The following is a 25,296-nucleotide window of genomic DNA, read 5'->3' as shown; positions in this document are numbered from 1 at the left end:
CACCAAGCTGGCTGCTTCCTGTTTGAACTCAGGAGAAAAAGAACGTCGCTTTCTGGTCATCAGACACCTCGTTTATGGTGGCGATCTTACCACCTACGTTGGTGTCCGGAATCATTGAACCACTACACTTATTCGCTCAGCAGCAAGACTACCAGCAAAAGTTAAATCTGCCAGAGCGCTTAGCGCACCTGCGCCCATCCGGGCAAAGCCCTTGTCATTGGTGATCTGGGACTGCAAACGCAGTTCACTCGTCAGGTTGAGCGTCTCAATGGCAAAAACTAAATATGGGATTCTCGCATGATCAAGAAAGCGCTCCCATTTAGTGGTTGATCGTAGCTGTCTATGGGTTTCAATCACCTCAGAATCTGCTGGCGCTGCAAAAACCTGCATTTCCCTCGCATGACGGGACGTCCCGGGGTCAACATCATCCGCGGACAAATCCAGGCGGGATTTTGACGTCGTCGCCAGGAGATTACCCTCCTCATCATAAAGTTCACCGTACAATCTTTTATGCAGATTCGCTTTATGGCGATATTCGTGGTCGGCCTCGGTCAGGCCATACTTCAAGCCGATTTCAGGATCAGAGATTCCGATCATTAACCACCCCTGCGGAACTGCATTTCTGGCAACCAGTTCCACTGTGCCGAAGAGATCAGGATCCCTGGCCTTCGCCATGCGCAACAAAGGCCCATAGAACTTGGCAGATATCGAGTAACTTCGGGATTTCAACTTGTTCAAAAGTGCTTGTGAATGCTTTTGCAAACTATCCAGTAGCGTATTGACTGCGGCACTCCAACGCTTCAACTCAGTTACCAGATCAAGGCTTTTCTCGTCTTTGGCGACTGCCGCCAGGGCAACGGCCGTCAGGGATTGAGAATTCTCTATCTCCGGCAAGGACTCGGAGATACCTTGCAAATCATTGGGCCGGCAACGGCCATCACCACACTCCTCGGGAGCTGGAGTTTCAGCCCTTGATTTCAAAAGCTCATCACTGGGAAAAATCATCGCATGTAAGGGCTGATCACTGCCCTCTTCAATGATCTTCAACAAAAGGTCATTGGCATCGCGCACCTGCTCTTCATTGGTGACGGCTCGCTCGGATTCCGGATCCCAGTCGTTCGGGTTCTGACAAAGAACCTGAAAAATATTGCTGCAAACAGCAAACCCTTCGATATAGTCCTCTTTCTTCAGGGTAAACAGATCAGCAAGTACTGACTGGTACTCTTTGGACTTGATGGTATCTGCAACCAGCTTCTGGGCCCTGGCCAACTCCTCTCGGGCAATGCGTCGTTGGGCAGACCGCAGCGACATGTGAAGTGGCCCGAAATAGGTCGTATCCAGGTGTCGGGCAAACTCGTTTAAAGGATTTTTCTTTCCGCCGAGCTTCTCAGGCAGAATGACCGACTGCACAAGGTAAGCACTGTCAATGTGTTTCGACTTCTGCGCCAGCTGGGCAACAGTTTCAATCAATGACTGGGCCGACAACGCCAGAGATACGTGGTGACGTACACAAAACAGGTGGTCTTGCAGAATCACGCCGGTGTAGCCTGCATCCCTCGACTCTGCCAGGCTGTCACCCGTTTCACCGAGTGCTTGCCAAAGTTCGCCCTCATCGCCACTTAGCTGACTCTCCAGTGCCGCCAATCGGACAGATGCTGATCCTTTGAGAGCCGAGTCCCGATACCCGGCGTTTTCCCAGGCAGAACTGGCGGATTCCTTGTTCGCTGCAAAGGCTTCGGCTTCCTCCTTGGCCTGGGCGTACAGGTTTCGGGAGTATTGCCCCTTAAGGTCGTAAACGCTCTTCCATGGCCGTGACAGGTTTTGCTCCAGATATGGCTCCCGCAACCTCATTTCCGGAAGTTTAAACAAAGACATCAAGCAGCCCGGCTTTTTCCTGTCTTCCGGTTGAGGTGCCACTTCAGGCAGGGGCTCAGGACCCTTGAGAGACTGGCAGCGCTCCTTTCGTGCAGAATGGGACGCTTCGAGGTAAGCAATACGCTGGGCCGACCACTGCACCTCGGAAAAGGCCATCTCGAATTCAGACAACAGGGACCGGCTCATTTCACTGACCGGAATCCAGATAGCAGGCTGGGCCTTCCCTAAGGCCGGCCGCCGATCTTCGGTAACGCCTTTCCTCCCGTCTTGTCGATAATCCGTCAGGCGAACATCCCGAAATTCCATGACGCCCGAATCGGCGTACTGCACCTCAAGCTCTCGCCACAGGCGACCATTGCGGAACACATAAATAAACCCGGGGCGCACCGGCACAAGCTGTTCCTTCGGCTGCCCCGGCTCAGGTTCCGGATCATGGATCAGCGTCAGGGGAACCAGCGGCAGAATGCGGTTCTGTTGTTTCTCCATCTCCCGTTTTGTTGAGGTTACGGACTCGAACAACGGCACGCGGATGGCAGCACCCTCTTCCGCAGAAATATCCAGCCACAGATTATGACTTAGCCCCCGCTGCCAAGGCCAAACATGCAGGACTGAATTATCCAGGGGATCTACTTCAAGCTGTCTCTCCAGCCATTCCTGCTGCTCATAGTTAGTTTCATCGAAGATTCTGAAACTATGCCCTTCCGGATGCTCCTTACCGGTCACTTCAATAATCAGTGATTCGCCCTCACAGGCAGGGCCGCAATTTCCGGCAACCTGATTTGAGTTGTTCTCAGACATCCCTGTCATTCCTTGCTTTGCATAGGGTGAATTCGTGCTCAGGCAGTAACGGTGTTCAATGCCTGCCATTGGCTTTCGTTCAGTGTGGGCACAGGTAACATGTTAAACGGGCTTGGTTTTTCGGTGGTCAGCCAGCGGGCCTCACCCGATTCACCATGCCAGTAGATAACGCGCTCCACCACATCCGCTTGCTCCTGGACCACTGGAGATAGCCGGTGCCAAACATCCGGGTCATAGAAGCGCAACAGGCCCTTTCGCTGTCCATCGAAATGTACTTTCAGGCGCACTCTTAACCATTTCGTGACGGACTCGAGTCCTTCTGACGACTCTAGGATCAGGCCGGTTAATCGCCCCTCTTTCAGTCCTTTAAGCGCCCACTGGTATTCAGGGCTGCTCTGGTTTGCCTCCAGGACAACCGGGCTTTCAGCCAGGTATTGCTGCCAGTCTGTTTCAGCAAACAGGTGCACCCACCTCGGGTTGTCTGCCTGCTCATACAACGACCGCACAACTGGTGGATTCTGGCGGGCTTCCAACACCAGATAACGCACCTTGTCAGATGAAGGTTTTGGTAATGCCACGGACCTCTCCCCTCCGATCATGCCGACTGGTTCTTGCCGCACGGGCAGTTACCGAGCGGACATGAGCCATCGGGTTGTTGCTGGCACTGCTCAACAATGGCCGTTCCTTGCATGCGTGCCTGCTTGAGGCGATGGGCAACGATGGCTTTGGGCTGGGCATCCATACGTTGATCGACTTCCGCCAACGCCACCGGCGCCACGACCCCGCCCGCGGCCGTCACCAACCCCGGCCTCTCCGGAACCTGCACCTTCTGCCCACTGCCTTTCCCTGCAGCCCCGCCCGCATTCATTTTGATACTCGCGCCACCCAAGGCCACGCCGCTGGGGTCGATCTTTACGAAGCTGCCACCGGCTTTCAGGGTGATTTCGGCTCCGGCTTCGATGACGACTTTCTGGCCCGCCTTGATATGCAGCTCGGTGCCGGAATCACTGAGCCAGGCGGTGCCGGCTTTGAGGTGCAGGGTGCCGGTGACGTTGAAGCTGTGGTCTTTACCGGTTTGATCGCGCTTTTCGCCATCTACGGTGTGGTGGCTGTTGCCTTTGGTGTGGCTGAAGCGGTTGTTCTCCACCGTCAGGTGGCTGTCGTTCTTGATGACTTCGGTACGGTTGTGTTCGGTGAGCAGGTCCAGGTCTTTCTGGGCGTGGATATAGATCTGTTCTTCGCCAGCTTCGTCTTCAAACCGCAACTCGTTGCTGCCCTCACCCTTGTGGGTTTTGGTTTTCAGGGTGGTCCGGGTTTTGTGTTCCGGCAACGCGTACGGCGGTGTGTTGGTGGCGTGATAGGTTCTTCCGGTGATGATGGGCTGATCCGGGTCACCGTCCAGGAAGCTGACTATCACTTCGTGGCCAATTCTCGGTAAAGCCATAAAACCGTACTGGCCGCCGGCCCAGCCCTGGGCTACGCGTAACCAGGCGCTGCTGTGTTCATCATTTTTTGAGTAGCGGTCCCATGGAAACCGGACTTTCACCCGGCCGTACTGATCGCAGTGGATTTCTTCCCCTTCCGGGCCGGTGACGAGGGCCATCTGGGGGCCGTCCATCATGGGCTTGTGGTTACACTGGGGGCGCCAGGTTTTATCGGCCGGAATGACGGTGAAGTCGTTGTGGTAACTGGTGGGTTCGCTGCCACCCTCTTCTTCCACCGCCTGGGGCTGTTTGCCGGTGTGGGTGATGGCAGTCAGCAGCCATTCCCGGTTCAGGGTCTGGCTGTCGTGTTCCTGCAATTCCACTTTAGCACCGGGGGTGAAGTCCGCTCGGTTGCTTTTGCCCTTGGCGAGGGAAGCGTCGTTTCTCAGGGCGTCCAGTCTGGCCTGGGTGAACGGTTGGCCACTGGCATCGGCCTTGTAGCGACCGGGGTAGTCGTAGTGTTGATAGTCTTCCCGGTGATTCATACCGCCAGCGCTGTGTTCGTGCATCAGGGCGTAGGCCGGATTCTTGAAGGTGTAGTCCTTCGTGGCTACGGAGGAAGCACGCACCCGCTCTTCGTAGGCAAAGCTGAATACGCAGGCTTGCTGGGTGCTGCCTCCGGCTCTGGTGTTGCAGGTCACGGGTTCCAGTTTCGGGGCATCGCCGTGGTGGTCAGCAAGAATCAGTGCTGGTTGTTCTTCACCATCCACGCTGCCGTGCTGGTAGCGGTAGTGCCAGCCTTCTTCGGCGGCCAGTCGTTCAATGAACTGCAGGTCGCTTTCCCGGTGCTGAACGCAGTATTCCCGTTCTTCGGGTGGGCGTTTGAAGTCGAAGATGGAATCAACAATGCCCCGCTCTTCCAGCAAGGTTCGCACAATGGCGTCGGTAGTCTGGGTCTGGAAGATGCGGCTGTTGTGCATCAGGCCCAGACGCCATAACGGCGGCTGGATGACCACTTCATAGCGGGTGCGACGGTGGCCGGTGTTGCCACGAACAAACTCGTTCACCACGCCGGTGAACCGGCGCAGGGGCTGGCCATCCTGCCACACCACCAGGTCTACCGGTTGTTCCAGAATGTCGGCAGCGGCCACGTCTGGGTCAGTACTGGCCAACTCTAACCGGCCATGAAACAAGGAAGACAGCTGTTCGGTCAGCGCGAAACCAACTACCGAAAAGTGATCAGAGGGGAATTCGCCTACACGGGCGGTGAACTGCAATCCGCTTGCCTGGGGCATGACTTCGATCCCTGAAGAAAAACATGTCTGTTCAAACCCACACCATCCGGGTACGGGCTGCGATCAGCCCGGGCGTTCAGGCCCGGGCGCGGGCCATAGTCTAATACAAGCTGCGGGGTATTCGGTACCCTGCAAGCAGCTGCTGTGTGAACGGGTTGGTATTACTGGCGGCATGCAGGCGATAACGCATGGCGCCGTCGTCTACGTTGAATTTTACGTCGACAGCGTTACTGCTCACGCCGGCAATCTCTGCTTTATCCAGCAGCCGGAACAGCGCCCAGGGGCCGCTTTCAGAGATGCTACGTGGCGAACGGTTAACCTGAACCGGCACCAGGGTAATACGGCTTTCCACCGAATCCCGCAGGGTGTTGGGCCATACCAGCGGTATGCTCTGGCGCGGGCCATGGGAGAACTCCACCAGCTGGCCGTCGATGTTCACTACCGCCCGGCGTTTGTTGTTGGTCAGGTTCAACGGTTCCAGGGCAAATTCCACATCCAGGGTGCCGCTGCGGGTGAAGAAGGCCTGGCGGATCTGGCGGGCACGGTCCAGGGCCGCCACCACGTCACGCCGCACCAGGCTGGCCCGGCGGGCGTCGCCCACGTGCTCCGGATGATCTTCCAGGAACAGCTTCAGGTTCTCGTTGTAGAAGGTTTCCAGGATCCCATCCGGAGCAAAGAAACGTTCAAAATCCTGCAGGGCGGCATCACGGCCGGCACCGGCTGTGAACGGATAATGCCGGGCCAGGTTTTGCTGGAACGGCTGGTAAACCTCCCGGTACCACTCACGCTCCAACTGGGCCACCGCCCGGTCCAGCACCACCCGCCAGCTTTCCGAGGCCAGCCGGTTCAATATCCGGTTGAGCGGTTCCGGCTGGTGGTTCGCCATGCGCTGCAGGGTGAAGATCGGATCAGCCCCCTGCAGGCCCATGCGGGCCCGGGCCGCCGCCAGGGAGGCCTTGCCGGCATCCGGAGACTCCTGGATGTTGCGCAGGTACTCGTGCAACTCGCCGACCACCAGCATGATTTCTTCCAGCCCCGAAGGCTGTTCGCCCTGCTTGTCCGACAGGCGGTTCAGGTCCGAGAACTGCCGCTCAATATCCTGCAGCATGCGGTAGTGGGGCGACTGTTCCAGCAACTTGCGGGTGGCCTCGGCTTCTCCGTCGCCCACAGGAATCAGGCGGGTGTTGTTCTGTACCTGGGCCAACAAGCGAGTCAGGGGCTGGTGGCCGCTGGTCAGGCTTTCCAGCATGCGCACACCGTGGTTCAGGTCTTCAAACCGGTGGATGTCCACCCGGCTGATAGCCGTACGCCAGGCGTCTGCGTAATTCTCTGCGTAAAGGGTTTGCAGGCTGGCCAGCAGTTCTGCTTCATCCGCCTTGCTGAAGTCTACATCGTTGCGGCGGCCCAGTACCCAGGCATCCACCAGCGCCAGCTCGGTTACAGACCCGGACTTGCCCAGGAACCACTTCTCCAGGCCGTCACGGGTCAGTAGGGCCGGAATGGAGAGCGGATCTTCCGTGCCCGGCAACTCATCGCCCAGCGGTTCGCCGTAGGCATCCAGCCGGGTGAACACGGTGGTGAAGGCGGGGCCTGAGCTGCGGGCCAGCTCCAGCGGGGCCTGGAATTCCCGGCCGGCTTCCACTTCCAGGTCACGGTAAACGCGATCGGGCGTACTGATGCGGCCCAGCTCGTGCTGCGCCCACTGCACACTGCTGCGGAAGGGCGCCAGGGCCATGGCAGCGGTCTGGTCGCCGTCGGCAGCCATGCCGGCCAGGTCGGTGTGGGCCATGGCGTACTGCAGGTGGCCATACAGCCGGTTCTGTACATCCCGCTGGCCCGGGAACCGGGACTGCCAGTATTCGCGCATATAGCCGGAGACAAGGTCACTGCGGCGACCGCTGGCATCGTAGAGCATACGAAGCACCCGAAGGTGTTCCAGCCGCTCGGTGCTGTCATCCGGCGCACGGCCCATTTCTTCCATCACCCCGAACATCAGGGCCGGCAGGTACTGGTAGGCCAGCATATCCAGGTAGGCGGCATCCACTTCCGGGCCGACTTTGTGGCCCTGATACAGGCCCATATCGGTAACCAGCGGCCATTCCTTGCGGTAATCACCGAAGGCCAGGGTGGCTTCCCGCAGCTGATCCAGGGGCTGCAGCAGGTTGCGACCGGTGCTGTCCGGCTCATAACCCACCGGTTGCCAGTCGTTGATGAACGAGTTCACCCGGGTTTTCACCTGGGCAGCCGCCTCGGCGTTCTTGATGAAGTAATGCTGCCAGCCGGCGGTTACACCGGCACCGGCGCACAGGGCAACCATGGCGGCCAACGCCACCTTGCGCCGGCGCTTGCTGACAACCTTACGGTTATCGCCTGCCAGCCCGGCCTCCCGGTAAACGATGTCGGGAAACAGGTTGCGGGTGAACAGGCTGGCTGACTGCCCGCCCCGCTGGGCCGGCTGAATCGGGCCGGTTACCTGGTAGTTACGGGCAGCGGCAGAGACAAAGGCATCTTCGGGCACGCCTTCCTGCAGAACCGAGGTAAAGAAAGTACCGCGCACCAGTGCCGGAGTGGAGAAGGCATCGGCTGACAACAGGTCGGCCAGGAACTGTTCCATGGTCGGTTTCAGGCCAGCCAGCTGGCGGGTAAAGGAATAGGCCGCTGCCCGTTCCTCGTTATCCCGGGTGTTCGCCAGCACGTCCGGCAGGCGTTGGGACAACTCCTCCACCATCTCACTGTAGCTGTCCGCAAACTGCTCCAGCCAGTGATCATGGTCCTGCTGGCTCTCCAGCCGGAAGGTAAAGCCCAGGGCTTTTTCCTTCTCGGCTTTCGACAGGGTTCGAACAAAGGGCGCAAAGCCGTACATCAGGTCCATTTTGGTGAAAGTGACATACACCGGCAGCCGTGACCCCAGCTGCTCCATCAGTTCCCGCAGCCGTGTGCGCAGCAGGATGGCATGGGCTTCCCGTTGCTGGTCGCTGGCGGTGCTCAGGCGCGCCAGGTCCACGGCCAGGATCACGCCGTTCAGCGGGCGCTGAGGCCGGCTGCGCTCCAGCCAGCCGATAAAGTGGTTCCACAGCCGGTTCTGGATCTCACCGGTGGCGCCCTCACCCTGGTTCTGGCTCAGCAGTTCACCGTCCGGGTCGATCAGTACGCCGTTGTCACCAATCCACCAGTCAAAGCTGAACGGATTGCGGTCACCACGATTATTACGGGTGACGTTGGTCAGGGTGTAAGTCTGCCCTGCCCGCTGAATCAGGCTGGTTTTGCCGGCACCTTCCAGCCCCATCACCAGGTACCAGGGCAAGCGGTAAAGCCCCTTGCGGCCCGGCAGGTTGCTCTTCAGGGCCTGTAACTGGCGGTCCAGCAAACGCTGCTGCCGGCGCTCCATAGGCAGGACAGGATCTTCCTGTTCCTGCTGTTCTTCGGCCTTGGCCTTGTTGACCTTGCCCAACCGGCGAGCCAGGGCCATGCCCCAGAACACCACAACCAGAAGGATGACCCCAAGGGTGACCAGCGCCCGCATCTGCCAGGCCATCAGCGGGTATTCACCGTGGATTTCCAGCCTTGGCCCCAGCCACCAGGTGGCCACCAGCAAGGCAACCACGCCCAGTACCAGGGTGACCGGGGCGGCGTTACGAATGTATGGCAGAAGCCAACGACCAATGAGTAATGCTTTTCTCCACATGGTTTCCATTCCTGCGTTTGATGCGTGCGGGCGTTACGCCAGTCGTTCCAGTTGTTTGATCAGGCCCGGTTCCCAGTCTTCCAGGACCAGCCCCTGAACCTGGTTTTTCAGGTCCTGCAGGTGTTCGCCGGCCATGGCTTTCAGGCCGGTTTCTTTCAACAATCGGGCACTGGCCAGGCGCCAGTAAAAGCGCTCCCTCGGTTCCCTTGCCTCTGCCAGTCCCTGCTCCAGAAGCTCCATGGCCGAAGCCAGCTTATTCTGCCCCGCCAGCTCCAGCGCGCTGTCCAGGGCCTGCTCCCAGGCATTGGCCCCACCGCCACCACCCTTGGCGGAAACCGGCGTGGTGTGCAGCCAGTCGGCGGCCTGGTCACTGAGGAACGGGGTGCCGTCGTTAAACGTGAGTTCCGCCAGTTGCGGCAAACGTTCGACAAACGCTTTCAAGGCTTCCCGGATGGCCTCGGCGCAGTCGCCGTGGCCAAGGGCGGCGGCTACCCGGGCGCTCAACCAGTGGCCGTCGAGCCAGAACGGGCTTACCGACAGGCTTTGTTCAATGCGCTGCCAGAGTTCGTTGTCAGGCGTTTTCTCCAGTGCTTCCCGGTATTCCGACACCCGGTCGGCACTCACGGCGGCCAGGTCGGTGCGCTTGCCATCCCGGGTCGGTGGCAGGCTGGTAATGCTTTGCCAGATGGCATGGCGGCGCATCCGGTAACCCAGGGGATTGTCCGGCTCGGTGCCGGTCAGCAGTTCGGCCACTTTCAGCAGGCTCTGGCGGGTGGCCCGTTCGTTGCCGGGGTCCAGGGTGAGGTTGCCCAGAGCTGCCGGTGTCGTCGCTGAAGCCGCAGGTTTAGGGCTTGCCGGGCCCTGGGTCGTGCCCGCCGGCGTCGAAGCGGGTTCTGTTGCGCTCTGGCCACCGGTGAGCTGATCCTGCCGGGGCAGCTTTTCGACGGCCCGTTTGAGGTCAAACAGAACATCATCCGGCAAATCCCGCGCCCGGGCCTGGTCATCCAGCCGGGTGATCAGGTCGAGGCAAAACTGCCGGCCATCGCCGGCACTGGCATCAAACACCAGGCTTTCCACCGGTTTCAGGGCGCGCTGCAGTATCTGGGTGAACAGCATTTTCCGGGCCCTCTGGCCCTTTGCTCCGGGGTAAGGCCACGCTGTTTCCCACCAGTCGTCCAGCACCCGGTGCAGCAGATACAGAGACAGCACAAAGCGTTCGCCGTCCCCACCCCGCTGCAGGCTCACCATCAGAAACCCGAGCACCTTGATATCCTTGCTGCGGTCCGCCAGCAGCTGCAGCGCCACGCTTTCCACTTTGTTCCAGTCGATATCGTTGTGGGCCAGCGAACCCACCTTCATTACTTCGTCTTCCAGAAACTCCAGTGCGCTGTCCTCGGCCAGGCTTTCACCCACGGCAGACTCACCCGGGATAGCGCCAAGCACCTGGTCTACGTACGGATGTTGTTCGATCACCTGCATCACATTGCTCCCTTACCAGCCACAGGCCTGACGCAAAGGCTTGATGGCCTCCGCGTAGCCGGTGAGGTCAAACAACAGACCATCCAGCTCTGCCACATCGGCCTGAACCCGGGAATCCGGCTCCCGAACCATGGCCAGAACGGTGCGAATAGTGGGCAGGCCACGGCCAGCACTGACCACCAGCCCCTCATCCCGCACCCGCCACCAGGCGCGTTCGGCACCCAGGGCCACATTGACACGCTCCCGGTTAATCGGCTCCGGCAGCATGACCGCAAGTTCGGTAATGTTGTTGTGGCATTGCAGGGTCAGTACCGGGCGCGGGGGCTTTGCTCCCAGGGCGGTCACGGTGACCAGGTGCCCGGCGGTTGCCCCGGTGTTCCGGTACATCACCCCGGAGGCATCGCCCTTACCAGCCAGGGCAAAGGCCTGGCGCCAGCGTTCGGAGCGGTTCATCCGAGGCTCTCCGGCACCCGGCTGATAACGGGCCAGCGGTGTGGCAAAAACCTCGTCAAAACAGGCCAGCCGCTCCAGCCGGTTGGCTTCTTCAGTGCAGGCCCCAGCCGCGGTCAGACGCGGATCGGCGACGCCATGGCTGCTGGCACACAGCATGGCCAGGGCCAGCAGGCCAGTTCGAACAGGGTCTTTCAGGGTCATAGGTCAGTTACCTGATACTTCAGACATTTATGGGCCAGGGTGCGCTTCGGCAAACCCAGGCTTTCGGCCGCCTGGGCACGGTTGCCGCCGTACTGACGCAGACGGTCACGGATAATGGCGGCTTCAAAGGCCTGGGAGGCCGCTTTCAGGTCGCGGATGTCGTCGACTCCCGGCACCCCCGGCACGGTTTTGGGCTCCACGCTTGCTGTCAGTGGCTGGCCAGGTTCGGCAAACAGGTCATCCAGGCGCAGTACATCGGGCTGGATATCGTCACCAGCGGGGGTTTGCAGGCAGGCCAGTTCCACGATATTGCGCAGTTCCCGCACGTTGCCGGGGAAGTTGTAACCGGCCAGCGTGTGCAGGGCGTGGCTGCTGATACCCAAAGGGCCGCTGCCTTCACGCTCGGTATACAGGCGGATGAAATGCCGGCTCAGGGCTTCCAGGTCTTCGGTGCGCTCGCGCAGGGGGATGACCCGCAACGGGAACTGGCTGAGTCGGTAGAACAGGTCCCGGCGAAAGCGGCCGTCTTCGATGCCTTCCTGGAGGGGCTGATGGGTTGCCGCTACCAACCGGAAGTCGGAGTGCTGTTCATCCCGGGCACCCAGGGGGCGGAACTGGCGGCTTTCCAGCACCCGCAGCAGTTTCGATTGCAGGGCCATGGGCATGTCGCCGATTTCATCCAGGAACAGGGTGCCGCCGTTGGCCCGGGCCAGCAGGCCTTCCTTGGCCTGGTCCGCACCGGAGAAGGCACCCTTGGTGTGGCCGAACAGTTCGCTTTCCAGCAGGCTGTCCGGGATGGCGGCACAGTTAACCACCACCATGGGGCCGTTGGCCCGGTCAGACATGTCGTGGATCCCCCGGGCAACGACGTCTTTGCCACAGCCGGTTTCGCCCTGGATCAGCACGGAGAGCTGGCTGCTGGCTGCGCGCACTACCTGGGCCCGCAGGTTGACCATGGCTTCAGAGTTACCAACCAGGGTGTGGGCCAGTTGGTTACAGCGCTGGCGCAGGGTTTCGGCGTCGTGCAGGTGGTCCAGGGAGCGCTTGAGCAGCCGCCGCTGCCAGACCTGGTCACGGGTTTGCAGCTGGCTGATCCACTGGTGTACCAGCAGTTGTTTGATGCCGGCGTACAGGGGCTGGCTGATGATGCCTTGCCAGTCCGGGTGGTCGCCACACAGTACGAGCATGCCAAGCGTGCGGCCATCTGTGCCTTTTAACGGTTCCAACCAGAAACTTCTCGGGCGCCCACTGAGTTCCAGGAGGTTCTGGAAGCCGGCATGGTCCAGGCGGTAGCTGGCGGCGCGGGTGAGCTCCCGGGGCTGACCGGTTTGCAGCACGTGGGCGAAGGGGTGGCTGAAGTCGTTACAGTCGAATTCGCCCGCTTCTTCCAGTTTGCCGCAGTGGAGGGTTCGGCCGCTGAGGTCGAGTTCCAGTGCCCAGCATTTGCTGAGCCCGAAGGCGTTTTCGAGTTGGCGGGTGGCGGTGTTCAACAGCGCCGGCAGGGTATCCTGTTTGATGAGTGCCACCGCCAGGTCTATGCCGGTGTGCAGTTCCTTCTGCATCCTTCCCATGCTTTCCATCCCGGAATAATTACTTAGGAGATCGTCGCCCGCGCATCCTGCGGGGTGGCTTTCCAAAACACGCTGTGAATACATCCCTGTACGCTCCGCTCCGCCATCCATGGCTCCGCAGGGTTTTGGAAAGCCACCCCGCAGGCTACGCTCCGTTCGATTTAAACGTCAGGCAACAACGCCTGTGAACTTGTTGTCGCTCACACCCAGGGTGACCTTGGTCACCGGCTCCCTGGCCGCCAGCTTCTCCAGCAGTGCCAGGGATACCGGTGGCAGCAATTCGCCTTCGATGATCGACTCCAGCATCCTTGCACCGTTTTCGCTTCGGGTGGCGCGGCTGCGGATGGCTTCTACCAGGCCGCCTTCCAGCTCCACCTCGGTGTGGTAACGGGCTTTGATCTGCTCGGCCAGGCGCTGGAGTTTGTCGCCGACGATGCGGTTGAGGGTGTCTTCGCCCAGCGGCAGGTAGGGCACCACTTCCATTCGTGCCAGCAGCGCGGGTTTGAAGAAGTTGGCCAGTTCCGGGTACAGGGCTTCTTCGATCTTTTCCGGTGCTTCGGCGTGGTTGACGATGGTCTGGTAGCCGAGGTTGGAGGTGAGGAAGAAGACGACGTTTTTGCAGTCGATCAACCGGCCTTCGCCGTCCGCCAGTTCGCCTTTGTCGAAGGCCTGGTAGAACAGGTTGAGGACTTCCGGGTGGGCTTTTTCGACTTCGTCGAGCAGGACCACGGAATAGGGTTTCTGGCGGATGGCTTCGGTGAGGATGCCGCCTTCGCCGAATCCGACGTAGCCTGGGGGTGATCCGATCAGGCGGGAGACGGTGTGTTTCTCCTGGTATTCGGACATGTTGATGGTGGTGAGGAACTGGCGGCCGCCGTAGAGCAGTTCGGACAGTTGCACTACGGTTTCGGTTTTGCCCACGCCGCTGGGGCCCACCAGCAGGAAGGCGCCCATGGGGCGGCCCGGCCGGCGCAGGTCGGCGCGGGCGGTGAGCAGGTGCTGGTGCAGGCAGTCGATGGCCGTGTCCTGGCCTTTGATATGTGCCTGCAGGTAGGCCGGCAAGTGGGTGATTTTTTCCAGTTCGTCGGTGGTCATGCGGTTGACCGGGATGCCGGTCCAGTCGGCGATGACTTCGGCAACCTGGCGAGCGTCGACCCGGGCGTGGACCAGGGGTTCGTCGGCCTGAAGCTCGGCCAGTTCCTGTTCGATGGCGGCGGCTTCGCTTTTCAGGTCCGGGCGCTCTTCGGTTTCCAGATCAGCAGCGTTTTCATCTGCTTCTGCCCCAGGCTGTTCACCGGTCAGCAGCTGTTCACGGATTTCGACCAGTCGGGCTACCAGTTCTCGCTGGTCGTTCCAGCTTTGCTCCAGGGCTTCGGCTTCGGCGGTCAGGTCGGCAATGAGTTGTTCAAGTTCCTGTTCCCGCTCGGTGTCGACGTTCTGGCCCAGGGCGTGTTCCCGGCTCAGCAGGTCCTGCTCCATGGCCAGCTGGTGCAGCTCACTGCGCACGTGGCTCAGGCGCCGTGGCGGGGTGCTCAGGTTCAGGCTGACCCGGGCGCAGGCGGTATCCAGTACGTCGATGGCTTTGTCCGGCAGCTGCCGGCCCGCCAGGTAGCGGGCAGACATTTCCGAGGCGGCTTTCAGGGCGCTGTCGGCGACCAGTACCTGGTGGGCTTTTTCGTAGACGGTACGCAGGCCGCGAAGGATGTGCACGGCTTCGCCCGGGGTCGGCTCGTCCAGGGCAACCGGCTGGAAGCGGCGGCTGAGGGCCGGGTCTTTCTCGAAGTATTTCTTGTATTCGTGCCAGGTGGTGGCGGCGATGGTGCGAAGCTCGCCCCGGGCCAGGGCTGGCTTGAGCAGGTTGGCAGCGTCGGAGCCGCCTTCGCTGTTGCCGGCGCCAATCAGGGTGTGGGCTTCGTCGATGAACAGGATGATTGGCGTAACAGAACCTTTCACGGCTTCGATCACGCCCTTCAAGCGCTTCTCAAACTCACCTTTAACGGAAGCTCCGGCCTGCAGGGCGCCCATGTCCAGGGTCCAGAGTTCAACGGTTTTCAGGCGGTCCGGTACGTCGCCGTTCACAATCCGCAGGGCCAGGCCTTCCACCAGGGCGCTTTTGCCCACGCCGGCGTCGCCCACCACGATGGGGTTGTTCTTGCGGCGGCGGCAGAGGATGTCGATCATCTGGTCGATTTCGGCATCCCGGCACACCACCGGGTCCAGCTTTTGTTCCCGGGCCAGCTTGGTGAAGTCGGTGGCGTAGCGCTTGAGCGGGTCCATATCGGTATCCGCCACAGGCCTGGCCGCGCCGTTTTCGGTCAGTTGCGGGCGCTCAACGGAGCCTTCGGTTACCCGGTCAAACTGCTTACGCAGCTGTTCCCGGTTGATGTCTACCAGGGCCTGGGCCACCCGGGGCATCAGGTAGCGGTCGGCGTTCATCAGCAGGGCCAGGAATACGGCGCCGGAACGCAGTTCGGTGTGGCCCAGTTCGGTGGAGGCCAACAGCCAGGCGTCCTGCATCAGTTCCACCAGCAACGGCGAGAACGAGGGATAAGGCTCGGCGGTCTGCGGCTCGCCGTTCAGGCTGTCGCCCACCAGCGGTTGCAGCTGCTGGTGGTTGATGCCGGTGTGTTCCAGGATCTGGCGCACGTCAGAAAATGGTGTTTCCAGCAGCTTGAACAGCAGGTGCGCCGGGGTAATCTCGGCGCCCTGACGGCTGATGCACAGGGCAGCGGAGGCTTCCAGCGCCTGGCGTGAAATGTCGTTGAGGCGCCCGATGAGCGCCGGCAGTTCTACCCGAATCACAGTGATGTCCTTATTTCGGTAGTTGGTCCAGTACGCTGAGCACATCCCTGATGCGTTCGTTCAGCGCAATGTTGTACAGGTGATAAATCCCGGCCATGGCCGCCACAAACACCCCCCCGATCAGCCAGGCGGGCAACCCGGTGCGCAACCGGTTACGGGCAGGGGCCAGGTTTGCCAAGGCATCGGTCAGCGGCCGGGGTTCCCTATCACCGCGCAGTTCCCGCAGCTGTTCGTACAGGCCCCGGACAATCTTCTCGTATTCATCCCGGCCGTTTTCCATCACCTTGTAACGGCCCTCAAAACCCAGGCACAGGCACAGGTAGATGAAACCCAGCATGTCCCGGTAGCGCTCCGGCTCTTTTTCCATCCGGGCCAGGATGGCGAACACCTTCTCACCACCCCAGGTTTCGCTGTGGAAGCGGGACAACAGGGAGTGTTGTGACCACACACTGTGGGCGCCCCAGTCGGTGCCCAGCACCGCTTCGTCAATAAATGCGCACAGCACATAGCGGTATGCCACCACCGTGGGGCGTTCGTAGCCCTGCTCTACCAGTTCACGATCGATAGCCGCCACTTCGTCGGTTACCTGCTGGTACAGGCTTTCCACATCCCGGAAATCCGCCAGCCGGCGAACCCGGATAACCAGCCCCAGCAGCGGTGTCGCCGCGTCGATCAGGCGGTTTTCTTCCTGCCCCCGCAGCTGGAATCCGCTGTTGGCAAAGTCATTGCGGGAACCCGGGCTGTCGCTGTCGGCAAACAGAAGGTCACTGAATGCACGATCACCCGAATCCCTGGTGCTGCGCGGTCTGTCCATTACCGGTGCATCTGCCATGATCTAGCTCCTGATTGCCCAGAATTGCATTTCCAGCCCCGGGTAACTGCCGGCCACGTGGAAGGCGAAGCCGCTGGCGTTATCGAGCATCTGCCAGGCCTGGCTCTGGTCGTCCAGCCGGAAGTACACAAAGCCGGCGTGATACGGCAACTGGCGCGGCGCCACCGGCAAGGCGGACAGCGGAATGCCGGGCAGCTGCAGGCTGATGAGATCGCGGATTTTCTCCACCGAGGCCACCTTGCACTGCTGCACAAACTGTTTGCGCAGGTCGTCCAGCGGCATGTCGGCCTTCACCGCCAGGATGAACTCGGCATCCCTGATCAGCTGGCCATCCTGGACCGGGGCCACCGTCAGGCCGTACTGGCGCTGCTGCAGGGCGATCGACAAGGCACGCGGCTCCAGAACGGTACTCAGGGCCTGCCGCAGAATCTGCATCAGCGGGCTGAAACACCCCACTGGCAGGTCGTGGTCGTAAGGGGTGAACTCCCTTGGCAACCGGCTTTCGTCGGTGAAGGTCACCAGCTCGCCGCAGAGCTCCAGCAACACCTCATACAGCCGCTCCGGATGCAACTGGCGCAGCCGTGCCAGGTGCATAAACCGGGGGTGGGCACGGTTCAGCATCTGCAACAGCATGAAGTCCGACACATCCGCCACACCACCCTGCCCCGGCGCACCCACGCGTTCGGCGATGTTGCGGGCCCGCTCCTGCATCAGCCCGGCCATCTCTCCGACAAACCGCTGAAGCCGGGGCGCGGAACGCACACTGAGCATGGTGGGCAGGAAGTTCGGATCCACCACCAGGCTGCCATCCGGGCGCTTTTCCAGGATCCGGCCAACGGCAAGGCTGGCGTAGGCACTGCGGTCTTCCCGCTCCAGCATCAACCGCGGCGCCACCCGGCCCACATCGATGCTGTGGGCATCGCCATCCACCGAATGCAGGTCGCGGATTTCTACAGCCTGGGCCCGGAACCGGCCGGCGACCGGGGCATCCGGCCATTCCACTTCTGCCAGGGTATCGCTGCCCAGGGGCAGTGCCAGGAACACCACCTGGTTGGCCACCGAGGCATCGGTGATTTCCAGGGGCTCCGGCATTACGTCGTCCTGGGGCAGGTTGAACCGGGTGCCGTCCGGAAACAGCCCGCAGGCCCGCACCAGCCCGACCCGGCCAAAGCTCAGGTACTCGGCGTTCAGTTCCAGGTCACTGAAGCCATACAGGTAGTCAGACACCGCCAGCGCCCGCTCGTTAATCTGGTGTTCCAGGTATCTTTGTTGCTGCTGGAAATGCTGGGGTTTGATGAACAGCCCGTCACTCCAGACCACTCGGTTGGTGACTGCCATCAGCTTTCATCCGAACGTGTCAGTTTCACTTCCCGCTCGCGCAGGTTGACCAGCAGGTGGTAGCGGCCGCCAATGGGGTCCACCCTGACCACCTTTTTCCACTGGGACAGGTTGGGGTAAGCATAAAATGCGATCACAGCGATAAACCGGGTGTCCTTGCTGATTTCGAACGGCTCCACAAACTTGAACTGGCCCGGCACCAGGGTGTAATCGCTGTGGTCCACATAGTTGCGGCCCAGGGAATCTTCCAGGTCGGTCAGCAGCTGGTCGAAATCACCGGCCATCAGCAGCGAGCTGTCCCGCAACTCGATGATCTGGAACGCGATGGGCGTGGGCGCCAGGGATTCGTTCGGGTTTACATTCGGTTCCGCCAGCATGGTCAGGTCCACGCGGCTGGGCAGGTCTTCCGGATAGCCCACGGGAATGTCGGGATCCCACAGCACCTTGGCGGTCTTGGTCACCGCGTTGTACGGGGTGCTGCACCCCACCAAAAACATAACAACCGCCAGCAAGCTCCATTTGCAGTACTTCATCAAACATTCTCCCTCTGTAGTTGGCGCAGATGCTGGTCGTAAGCCTGGTCGAACACCTCCTGGAAGAGGCGCTCGAAACCCTGCTGACGACTGGATCTGAGTTCGCGGTAATAGTGTTGGTACATGTTCCAGGCCCAGCGGCCTTCGTCTTCGTTGTCTTGCAGGCCACGGCGGTAACCGTGGAACCGGCGCAACAGGGCCTCCGGTGAGAAGGCGTAAAGGATCGCTTCCAGCGCTTCCCGAATGGCTTCCCGGGTAGCCTGCTGGTGATGGTTCAGGCTCTCCAGGCTTTCGCGGACCGCAGCCGGAGCAGACAGGTGCACCGGGCTGCGCTCGGCGGCAAACAGGGTCTGCATGGTGCCCGCATAGTCATCACCCAGGCGCAGCGGATTGTCCTCAATCGGCTGCAGGCGGGTGCGCAGGGCCCGGTGGCGGGAATCCTCGCCCTGATGCAGGGCCAGCAGGCCCTCGACCGTGGCTTTCAGGGTCTGGCCGGCCTCTTCCAGAAACAGGCGCATTTCATCGCTGTCGGCAAAGTCAATCTCGGCTTCCATACCGCGCATCAGGGGGGCACCGCTGATGTGTTGCCGGCTTGTGTCTTTGGCTTCCCGACTCTGTTCCGTGGACTCTGACATGCCCTGTCGCTCCTGTGTGTTTGGCCAGGGAGCCAGCGGGTCTTCGCTGATCGGCTCCCCCGCCGGGGTGTGCAGTCCCTCAAGAGGCTCGCGGCCATCCGGCAGCGCCTGGCCGGATTCCGACCGCAACAACGAGCCTTCGGCTACATCCACCAGTTGTCTATGCTGGCCGGCGTCTTCTTCCATCCCGCTGTTAACGGCCGCCTCGCCATTGAGCTCTGCCCGCATCCGGTACCGGCCAATGGTGAGTGTGTCACCATGGTTCAGCCGCGCCCTGCGGCCCCGGCCAACAGGCTGGCTGCTGCTGTTGATGTAGGTTCGGCCGCTACGGTCGATCAGGCAGAAGCCGCCATCCAGGTAACGAACCTCGGCATGGCCGGCTACAGCCCCGGTGCGATGGGGCGACAACCGCCAGGTATCGTTGGCGGCCGTGCCGATAGAGCCGCCACCGGTACTGAATTTGTGTTCAATGCTGGCACCACCGCCGGTTTCGGTCGGGTTAATGATCACCAGGGTTAATGCTGCTGTCCGGTTTGACACCTGTCTGGCTCCTTGCCTTATCGTCGTATCTGGATGCGCACCGCAGGGCGGTCACGGGCCCGCTCCGGTGTTACAAATGAATTCCAGCCCAGGCGCACATCCTCGCCCAGCTGCATGGGCCGGATATCCCTGGGCCGCATCTGCAGTTCCAGGTCGTAGGCCAGCTGCTCCCGGGTGGTGAATTCCACCAGCTTCACCAGCCGCTCATGGTCCCGGCCGTTGGGCAGGAAATCCGCAAAGCGGCGCCGGCTCAGGTTGCGCAGGCGCAGGATAAACTTGCCGCTGCGATCCCGGATGCCGGAGCCCACCAGGGTGTCCTGGCCCAGGCTGGCATTGGCCTGGCCCAGCCGGGTTTGCTGGTCTGGCCCGATGGCCACCTTACGCAACACCCACTGTTCGATGCTGACGTCTTCCAGGTCGAAACAGTGCGCGACAATGCCGCTGACCACTTCCGGCGACCGGCTGCGGCCCGCCATCTGGCCCGCGTAGGCCAGCATCTTGGACCAGTTGACCGGTGTCGCATCCCGCAGGCGGCTGTCGCCCAGCCCCACCAGGGCAAACACCAGTTCGGAAAAGCCATCGCTGGCGCCCGGCTGAAACCGCACGTAATACCGGTACTTGCGCCAGGCCCGGTGAAACAGCGTGACCAGCCGGTGATTGAAAAAGTCCAGGAAGTGCCGGCGCACCCCCAAATCCTGGCCCGCTTCCCAGGCCAGGTCTTCCAGGTAGTAACCGGGCAGTGGCGACTGGGAGCCGTGCAGGCCGAGGAAGCTCACTTCCATCTGGTAAGGCGCGTGCTCATGTTCCGGCGACAGGGCCGAAATCACATCACTGCCCGGAAAGCCCAGACCGGCCGAGGCCGAAAACCGGATACGCTCCTGCCTGGGCTCGCCGTTGCCGGAGTTTTCCAGGTCGTCGCCGTGGTGCCGGTGAATCAGGTCCACCAACTGAAAAAAACTGTACCGCCGCGCGTTGCCGAGGACAGGTTCCAGCCCGGCTACATCAGCGGCTGCTGACCTTGCTGTAACGTCCATGTGTACCGTTCCTGATTGTCTGTATTCACCACTTCCAGCTGGTGAAAGGCATTGATACTCGCGTAAAGCGCAAAAAACTGGCTCAGTACCGTTCCGAACAGGTACAGATCGCCCTCGCTGCCGAAATTCTGCTGATCCAGCTTCAGCACCGAACGGATCCCCCGCACCGGCAAGCCGCGCACCATTCGGTCCACCGGCTGGGTGGCAATCTCGCTGATACCCGCCAACCGCTTCTGGGAAACCCGTTCCGCCTGCCGGTCGACCAGGGCACGGAAGTCGTACACCCGCAGCACCGTGCGCAGGGCATCCACATCCAGCATCGACAGGTAGTTCAGGGACAGATTGGAAATCAGCGTCCACAACAGGCTGCCGTCCAGCGTTGGCCGCAGCGTGGCCGTGGGCCGGGTAATGTTGCTGAACGAGGCAAACGCCGGCGTGGTCTCGGTGGCCATGCAGATCTCCCCCACCGCCAGTTGCTGGGGCAGCTGGCGGTTGGTGCAGGTCAATGTCAGCGACACCGCTTCCTGGCGGTTCATGCATTCGGACTCGTCGCCCCTGACAAACGAGATGTAGTGATCAAAGCCATCACCGCGCACGCTTTCACGGGTACGCACCCGGTAATACAGCGCCGTACGGCCCCGATCCCGCTCCACCTCGTGCTGGAAACTCTCGAACGCGGTATACAGCCGGGGCTCACCGCGCCCGGAACGCCCTTCCAGCCAGCCTTCCACCTGCTCGATACTGAACACTTCAAAGTGTTCCGGGCAGCGGCTGGACGGGGAAATACGGTACTCCGTCTGCCGGCCGTTCAGATCCACCGGTTCCCCTTCGTGGCTGAACAGATTTACCGCCGGCGTGCAGTACAGCTGCAGGGAGTCCCGGGTAACCCGGGCATCCGGCGGCAGAATCCGGCTGAAATGAAAACGCAGACTGATCTCATCTGCCTGCACGGCCGGCAACCGGGACTTCAGCCCGCCGATATCCACAAACCGGAAAGCCTCCGGAAAGCTCAGGTACTCCTGGATGATGCGATACCCGGCGTAGGCATTCTTCGGATACGGCAAAATCGCCTCATCCACCGCAAAACCCACCGGCTGCAACAACGACGACGGCAGGTTGTAGACGTTCTCGCCCACCACCAACTCCATACGGCTGAGGTAATGGTTCAGCCACAGGTACAGGGTCTCAGCGGTGTGGTTATCCCCACCCAGATAGAACCGCAGGCTGTCCAGCCCCAGACCATTCAACGGCTGGTCCGTATGCAGGGCCAGGTCGACGGTAACGGAAGACACTTCCCGGGAATGCTCGGCATGGGCCTCCGCCACACTGACCGGAAAGATATCCACAGCCCGGCAAGTCCGGAACCGGCACTGGGTCTGACGGCTGGCCTCGCCCAGAGGCCGGCTCTTGATTTCGGTATGACGCTCAACGGTTTGCCGCTCACTGATGGCGTGCAGTTGCGGGTCAAAGCGCATAATGGTGCAGCTGGGCACCGGCCGCAGATAATTCGGCCAGAGCATGTTCAGCAGCGAATGGGTCAGCTCAGGAAACTCGTCCTCAACCTTCTCCCGCAATTTGCCAGTCAGAAAGGCAAAGCCTTCCAGCAATCGTTCCACATCCGGGTCGGTGCTCTGTTCAGACAAGAATCGGGTAAGCTGCGGATGCGCCTCGGCAAATTCCCTGCCTTGCAACCGCAGAAAGCTCAACTCATCCCTGTAGAACCTGTTCAACTTCATTGTTTACTGCACCTTTACTTCGCCCATTCTGGCTCCGAGCCGGGATGTGGGTAGCCTTTCCAAAAGACGCTTCGAGCCCATCCATGGGGCGCTTGAGCTCCGCCATCCATGGCTCCGCACACTTTTGGAAAGGCTACCCACACCCCGTCTCTCATACTTGCCGTCAAAGTCACCCGGACCGCAAACACTCAGGTTTGCCGGAGGGGGCGGGGATGCTTTTCTGCCGGGAAAAAAGATGTCTGAGCGAAGCGAGTTGTTTTTTCCCAGAAGAAAAGCATCCCCGTCCCCTCCGAACTCCAATGTCTGCCCCAGTACCAAGCAGGCCCCGACTCAGATAACCCGGTAATAGCGCTTATCATCGAGGACCAGGTCAATGGTGGTCCGGTCGTCACTCCCGGCAACCTGCAAGTAAACCGTCACCTGAAACTTCAACTGCAGCGGGTCCGGCCCCGGCGGCAAGGCCACCACATCCACCCGCTTGACCCGCGGCTCAAACTTCTCGATGCACTGACGAATCGCCCCCCGAATCTGGATACTCAGATCCAGCGTACCCAGGGTGGCATCGTTGAAATCCAGCAACCCGAGATCCGGTACGCTGGCGCTGTTGCCCGGATGGGCGTTCAGCAGGCGCACCAGGTGGCGCTTGATGGATTCCACCACATGGGTCACTTCACCCATTCCCTGCCCCTGGGGGGCAGCAGCCTGTTCGAGCCGTTCAAACAGGCTGCCGGTATTGCGAACGCCGTCCGTGCCGGTGTCGCCGAACACGGATTAATCCTTGTCCAGGCGGCCAACCAGCGACAGTTCGAAGTTGGCACCCATGTACTTGAAGTGCGGGCGCACGGCCAGGGAGACCTGGTACCAGCCCGGATCGCCTTCCACATCGGAGACTTCCACGTGGGCGGCACGCAACGGGCGGCGGCTGCGAACGTCGGCGGGCGGGTTCTCCTGGTCGGCCACGTACTGGCGAATCCAGGTGTTCAGTTCCCGCTCCAGATCCTGGCGTTCTTTCCAGGAGCCGATCTGTTCGCGCTGCAGCACTTTGATGTAGTGGGCCAGGCGGTTCACGATCATCATGTACGGCAACTGGGTGCCCAACTTGTAGTTGGTTTCCGCTTCCTTGCCTTCCTTGGTGTTCGGGAACTGCTTGGGCTTCTGTACCGAGTTGGCGGAGAAGAACGCCGCGTTGTCGCTGCCTTTGCGCATGGTCAGGGCGATGAAGCCTTCTTCCGCCAGTTCGTATTCACGGCGGTCGGTGATCAGCACTTCGGTCGGGATCTTGGCTTCCAGCTGGCCGAAGGATTCGAAGGTGTGCACCGGCAGGTCTTCCACCGCACCACCGCTTTGCGGGCCGATGATGTTCGGGCACCAGCGGTACTTGGCGAAGCTTTCGGTCAGTCGGGTAGCCAGCAGGTACGCAGTGTTGCCCCACAGGTAGTGCTCGTGGTCGCCGGACACTTCTTCCTTGTAGTTGAAGCTGCGCACCGAGTTCTCGGTGGGGTCATAGGGCACCCGCAGCAGGAAGCGCGGTGCGGTCAGGCCCAGGTAACGGGCGTCTTCGGATTCCCGCAGGGAGCGCCACTTGGCGTATTTCGGGCCTTCGAAGACGGCACTGAGCTCCTTGATGGCCGGCAGTTCCTGGTAGCTGTCGACGCCAAAGAACGACGGCGCCACCGAGGACAGGAACGGCGCGTGGGACATGGCGCCTACAGAGGACACGTACTGCAGCAGCTTCATGTCTGGCGTAGATGGACTGAAGGCGTAGTTGCCGACAATGGCACCCACCGGCTCACCACCGAACTGGCCGTATTCGGCCGCATAGATGTGCTTGTAGAAGCCGGTCTGGGTAACGTCCGGTGCAAACTCGAAGTCTTCCAGCAACTCCTGCTTGGTGGCATGCAGGATGTCGACTTTGATGTTCTCGCGGAATTCGGTGCGGTCGACCATCAACTTCAGACCGCGCCAGGACGACTCCAGTTCCTGCAGCTTGGGTGCATGCAGGATTTCATCCATCTGGGCGCTGATCTTGCGATCCAGCTCGACCACCATCTGGTCGACCAGGGCTTTGTTGACCGGCTGGCCTTTTTCGTCGCTTTTCAGCAAATTGGCAATGAACGTTGCCACCCCTTTGCGAGCCACATCGTAGCCTTCGTCGGCCGGCGCCATACGGCTATTGGCCATGACCTGGTCCAGCAAGGACCCTTCTGCTACGGATTCGGAGGCAGCAGATTGCTGCACAGCAGTATCAGACATACCACATCCCTTCAGTACGTGATTGATAATCGGTGTTGGTTACCGGATTCCGGTGGTGCGGCTACTCGCCGCCTTCGGTGGCCAGTTCGAGCTCGGCCAGCAGTTTTTCCCGGGCGCTGTCGTTGTCCAGCAGCTCCTGCAGCTTGGAACGGAACGAAGGCACGTTGCCCAGCGGGCCCTTGAGGGCAACCAGGGCTTCACGCAGCTCGATCAGTTTTTTCAGCTCGGGTACCTGGCGGGCAATGCTGTCCGGAGAAAAGTCGTCCAAACCCTGGAACTCCAGGTTCACCGGCAGGTCATCAGCATTCTCTTCGAGCTTGTTGGAGACCGCCGTAGACAAAGTCAGACCGGCTTCCTTCATGACAGAACGGAAGTTGTTCTTGTCAACGGAAATGGCTTTGCGGTCTTCGATGGGGGTTTCTTCAGCATGGCCCTTGAAATCGCCAACCACAAACATCTTCAGCGGCAGCTCGGTTTCAGCCTGCTGGTCGCCGGTGGCGGGGACATACTTGATATTGATGCGCTCTTTCGGCGCGACGGAACCGTCTTTGGCAGACATGGCGTGCTCCCTGTGCAATTCATTTGCAGTGTTGTTCAGTCCTTGATGCCGGCCATCCTGGCAGGCAACGACGCAAACTGTACACAGATGATCCGCTGTTCTCAAGCAGGCGCTGGCGAAAAATGACCTGAAATGTGCAGTCGGGCAAACTTTTGCCAGATTGCCCTGCCGCCCGCCATAACGCGCTTTCAGTCAATGACGGCGATTCACACCAGGGCTATACTCGGCCCATCCTCAGAGGAAAAAACCATTA

The 25,296-nt window shown here is 60.8% G+C and carries 17 protein-coding genes; all 17 read right to left on the bottom strand.

The window, feature by feature from the left end:
• Nucleotides 1–111 precede the first annotated feature (111 nt).
• Nucleotides 112–2,673, bottom strand: a complete 2,562-nt coding sequence (locus tag LWH94_RS08355) for a hypothetical protein (RefSeq protein ID WP_232901861.1) — start codon at nt 2,671–2,673, stop codon at nt 112–114.
• Between the two features lie 38 nt (nt 2,674–2,711).
• Nucleotides 2,712–3,251: a DUF4123 domain-containing protein gene (locus LWH94_RS08350; protein ID WP_232901860.1), complete on the bottom strand. Its 540-nt coding sequence runs from the start codon at nt 3,249–3,251 to the stop codon at nt 2,712–2,714.
• Between the two features lie 17 nt (nt 3,252–3,268).
• A complete protein-coding gene (locus tag LWH94_RS08345; RefSeq protein WP_232901859.1) occupies nt 3,269–5,392 on the bottom strand; it encodes a type VI secretion system Vgr family protein in 2,124 nt (707 codons plus the stop codon).
• A gap of 100 nt (nt 5,393–5,492) precedes the next feature.
• Entirely contained in the window at nt 5,493–9,086 is a 3,594-nt protein-coding gene (gene tssM / locus LWH94_RS08340) for a type VI secretion system membrane subunit TssM (RefSeq protein WP_232901858.1), read from the bottom strand.
• Between the two features lie 24 nt (nt 9,087–9,110).
• Entirely contained in the window at nt 9,111–10,556 is a 1,446-nt protein-coding gene (tssA, locus tag LWH94_RS08335; protein ID WP_232901857.1) for a type VI secretion system protein TssA, read from the bottom strand.
• 12 nt (nt 10,557–10,568) lie between these two features.
• The gene (gene vasI / locus LWH94_RS08330) at nt 10,569–11,210 is read right to left on the bottom strand and encodes a type VI secretion system-associated protein VasI (protein WP_232901856.1); all 642 of its coding nucleotides are present in this window, start codon (nt 11,208–11,210) and stop codon (nt 10,569–10,571) included.
• Complete coding sequence (locus LWH94_RS08325; protein ID WP_232901863.1) at nt 11,207–12,772, bottom strand: sigma-54 interaction domain-containing protein; 1,566 nt, start codon at nt 12,770–12,772, stop codon at nt 11,207–11,209. The genes vasI and LWH94_RS08325 overlap by 4 nt, the downstream gene beginning before the upstream one ends.
• A gap of 177 nt (nt 12,773–12,949) precedes the next feature.
• Nucleotides 12,950–15,628, bottom strand: coding sequence for a type VI secretion system ATPase TssH (tssH, locus tag LWH94_RS08320; protein ID WP_269802519.1), 2,679 nt, complete (start codon nt 15,626–15,628; stop codon nt 12,950–12,952).
• On the bottom strand, nt 15,594–16,415 hold the full coding sequence (icmH, locus tag LWH94_RS08315; protein WP_232901854.1) for a type IVB secretion system protein IcmH/DotU: 822 nt from the start codon (nt 16,413–16,415) through the stop codon (nt 15,594–15,596). Before icmH ends, tssH begins: the two co-directional genes overlap by 35 nt.
• Nucleotides 16,416–16,418: 3 nt before the next feature.
• Nucleotides 16,419–17,753: a type VI secretion system baseplate subunit TssK gene (gene tssK, locus LWH94_RS08310; RefSeq protein ID WP_232901853.1), complete on the bottom strand. Its 1,335-nt coding sequence runs from the start codon at nt 17,751–17,753 to the stop codon at nt 16,419–16,421.
• Nucleotides 17,753–18,286: a type VI secretion system lipoprotein TssJ gene (tssJ, locus tag LWH94_RS08305; protein ID WP_232901852.1), complete on the bottom strand. Its 534-nt coding sequence runs from the start codon at nt 18,284–18,286 to the stop codon at nt 17,753–17,755. Before tssJ ends, tssK begins: the two co-directional genes overlap by 1 nt.
• Nucleotides 18,286–19,461, bottom strand: a complete 1,176-nt coding sequence (tagH, locus tag LWH94_RS08300) for a type VI secretion system-associated FHA domain protein TagH (protein WP_232901851.1) — start codon at nt 19,459–19,461, stop codon at nt 18,286–18,288. Before tagH ends, tssJ begins: the two co-directional genes overlap by 1 nt.
• A 17-nt stretch (nt 19,462–19,478) precedes the next feature.
• Nucleotides 19,479–20,495, bottom strand: coding sequence for a type VI secretion system baseplate subunit TssG (gene tssG / locus LWH94_RS08295; protein WP_232901850.1), 1,017 nt, complete (start codon nt 20,493–20,495; stop codon nt 19,479–19,481).
• Nucleotides 20,459–22,231, bottom strand: a complete 1,773-nt coding sequence (gene tssF, locus LWH94_RS08290; protein ID WP_232901849.1) for a type VI secretion system baseplate subunit TssF — start codon at nt 22,229–22,231, stop codon at nt 20,459–20,461. The genes tssG and tssF overlap by 37 nt, the downstream gene beginning before the upstream one ends.
• A 330-nt stretch (nt 22,232–22,561) precedes the next feature.
• Nucleotides 22,562–22,999 carry a type VI secretion system baseplate subunit TssE gene (gene tssE / locus LWH94_RS08285; RefSeq protein WP_232901848.1) on the bottom strand — a complete coding sequence of 146 codons (438 nt, stop codon included), beginning with the start codon at nt 22,997–22,999 and terminating at the stop codon, nt 22,562–22,564.
• A 3-nt stretch (nt 23,000–23,002) separates the two neighbouring features.
• Nucleotides 23,003–24,484 (bottom strand): type VI secretion system contractile sheath large subunit, encoded by a 1,482-nt coding sequence (gene tssC, locus LWH94_RS08280; protein ID WP_232901847.1) that lies wholly within the window; start codon nt 24,482–24,484, stop codon nt 23,003–23,005.
• Between the two features lie 61 nt (nt 24,485–24,545).
• A complete protein-coding gene (gene tssB / locus LWH94_RS08275; protein WP_232901846.1) occupies nt 24,546–25,043 on the bottom strand; it encodes a type VI secretion system contractile sheath small subunit in 498 nt (165 codons plus the stop codon).
• Between the last annotated feature and the right edge of the window lie 253 nt (nt 25,044–25,296).

Origin of the sequence: Marinobacter sp. G11 (genome assembly GCF_021282325.1) — a bacterium.
Taxonomy (GTDB): domain Bacteria; phylum Pseudomonadota; class Gammaproteobacteria; order Pseudomonadales; family Oleiphilaceae; genus Marinobacter; species Marinobacter vinifirmus.
The sequence above is the reverse complement of the archived record's forward strand: the minus strand, read 5'-3'. Positions and strand labels throughout refer to the sequence as shown.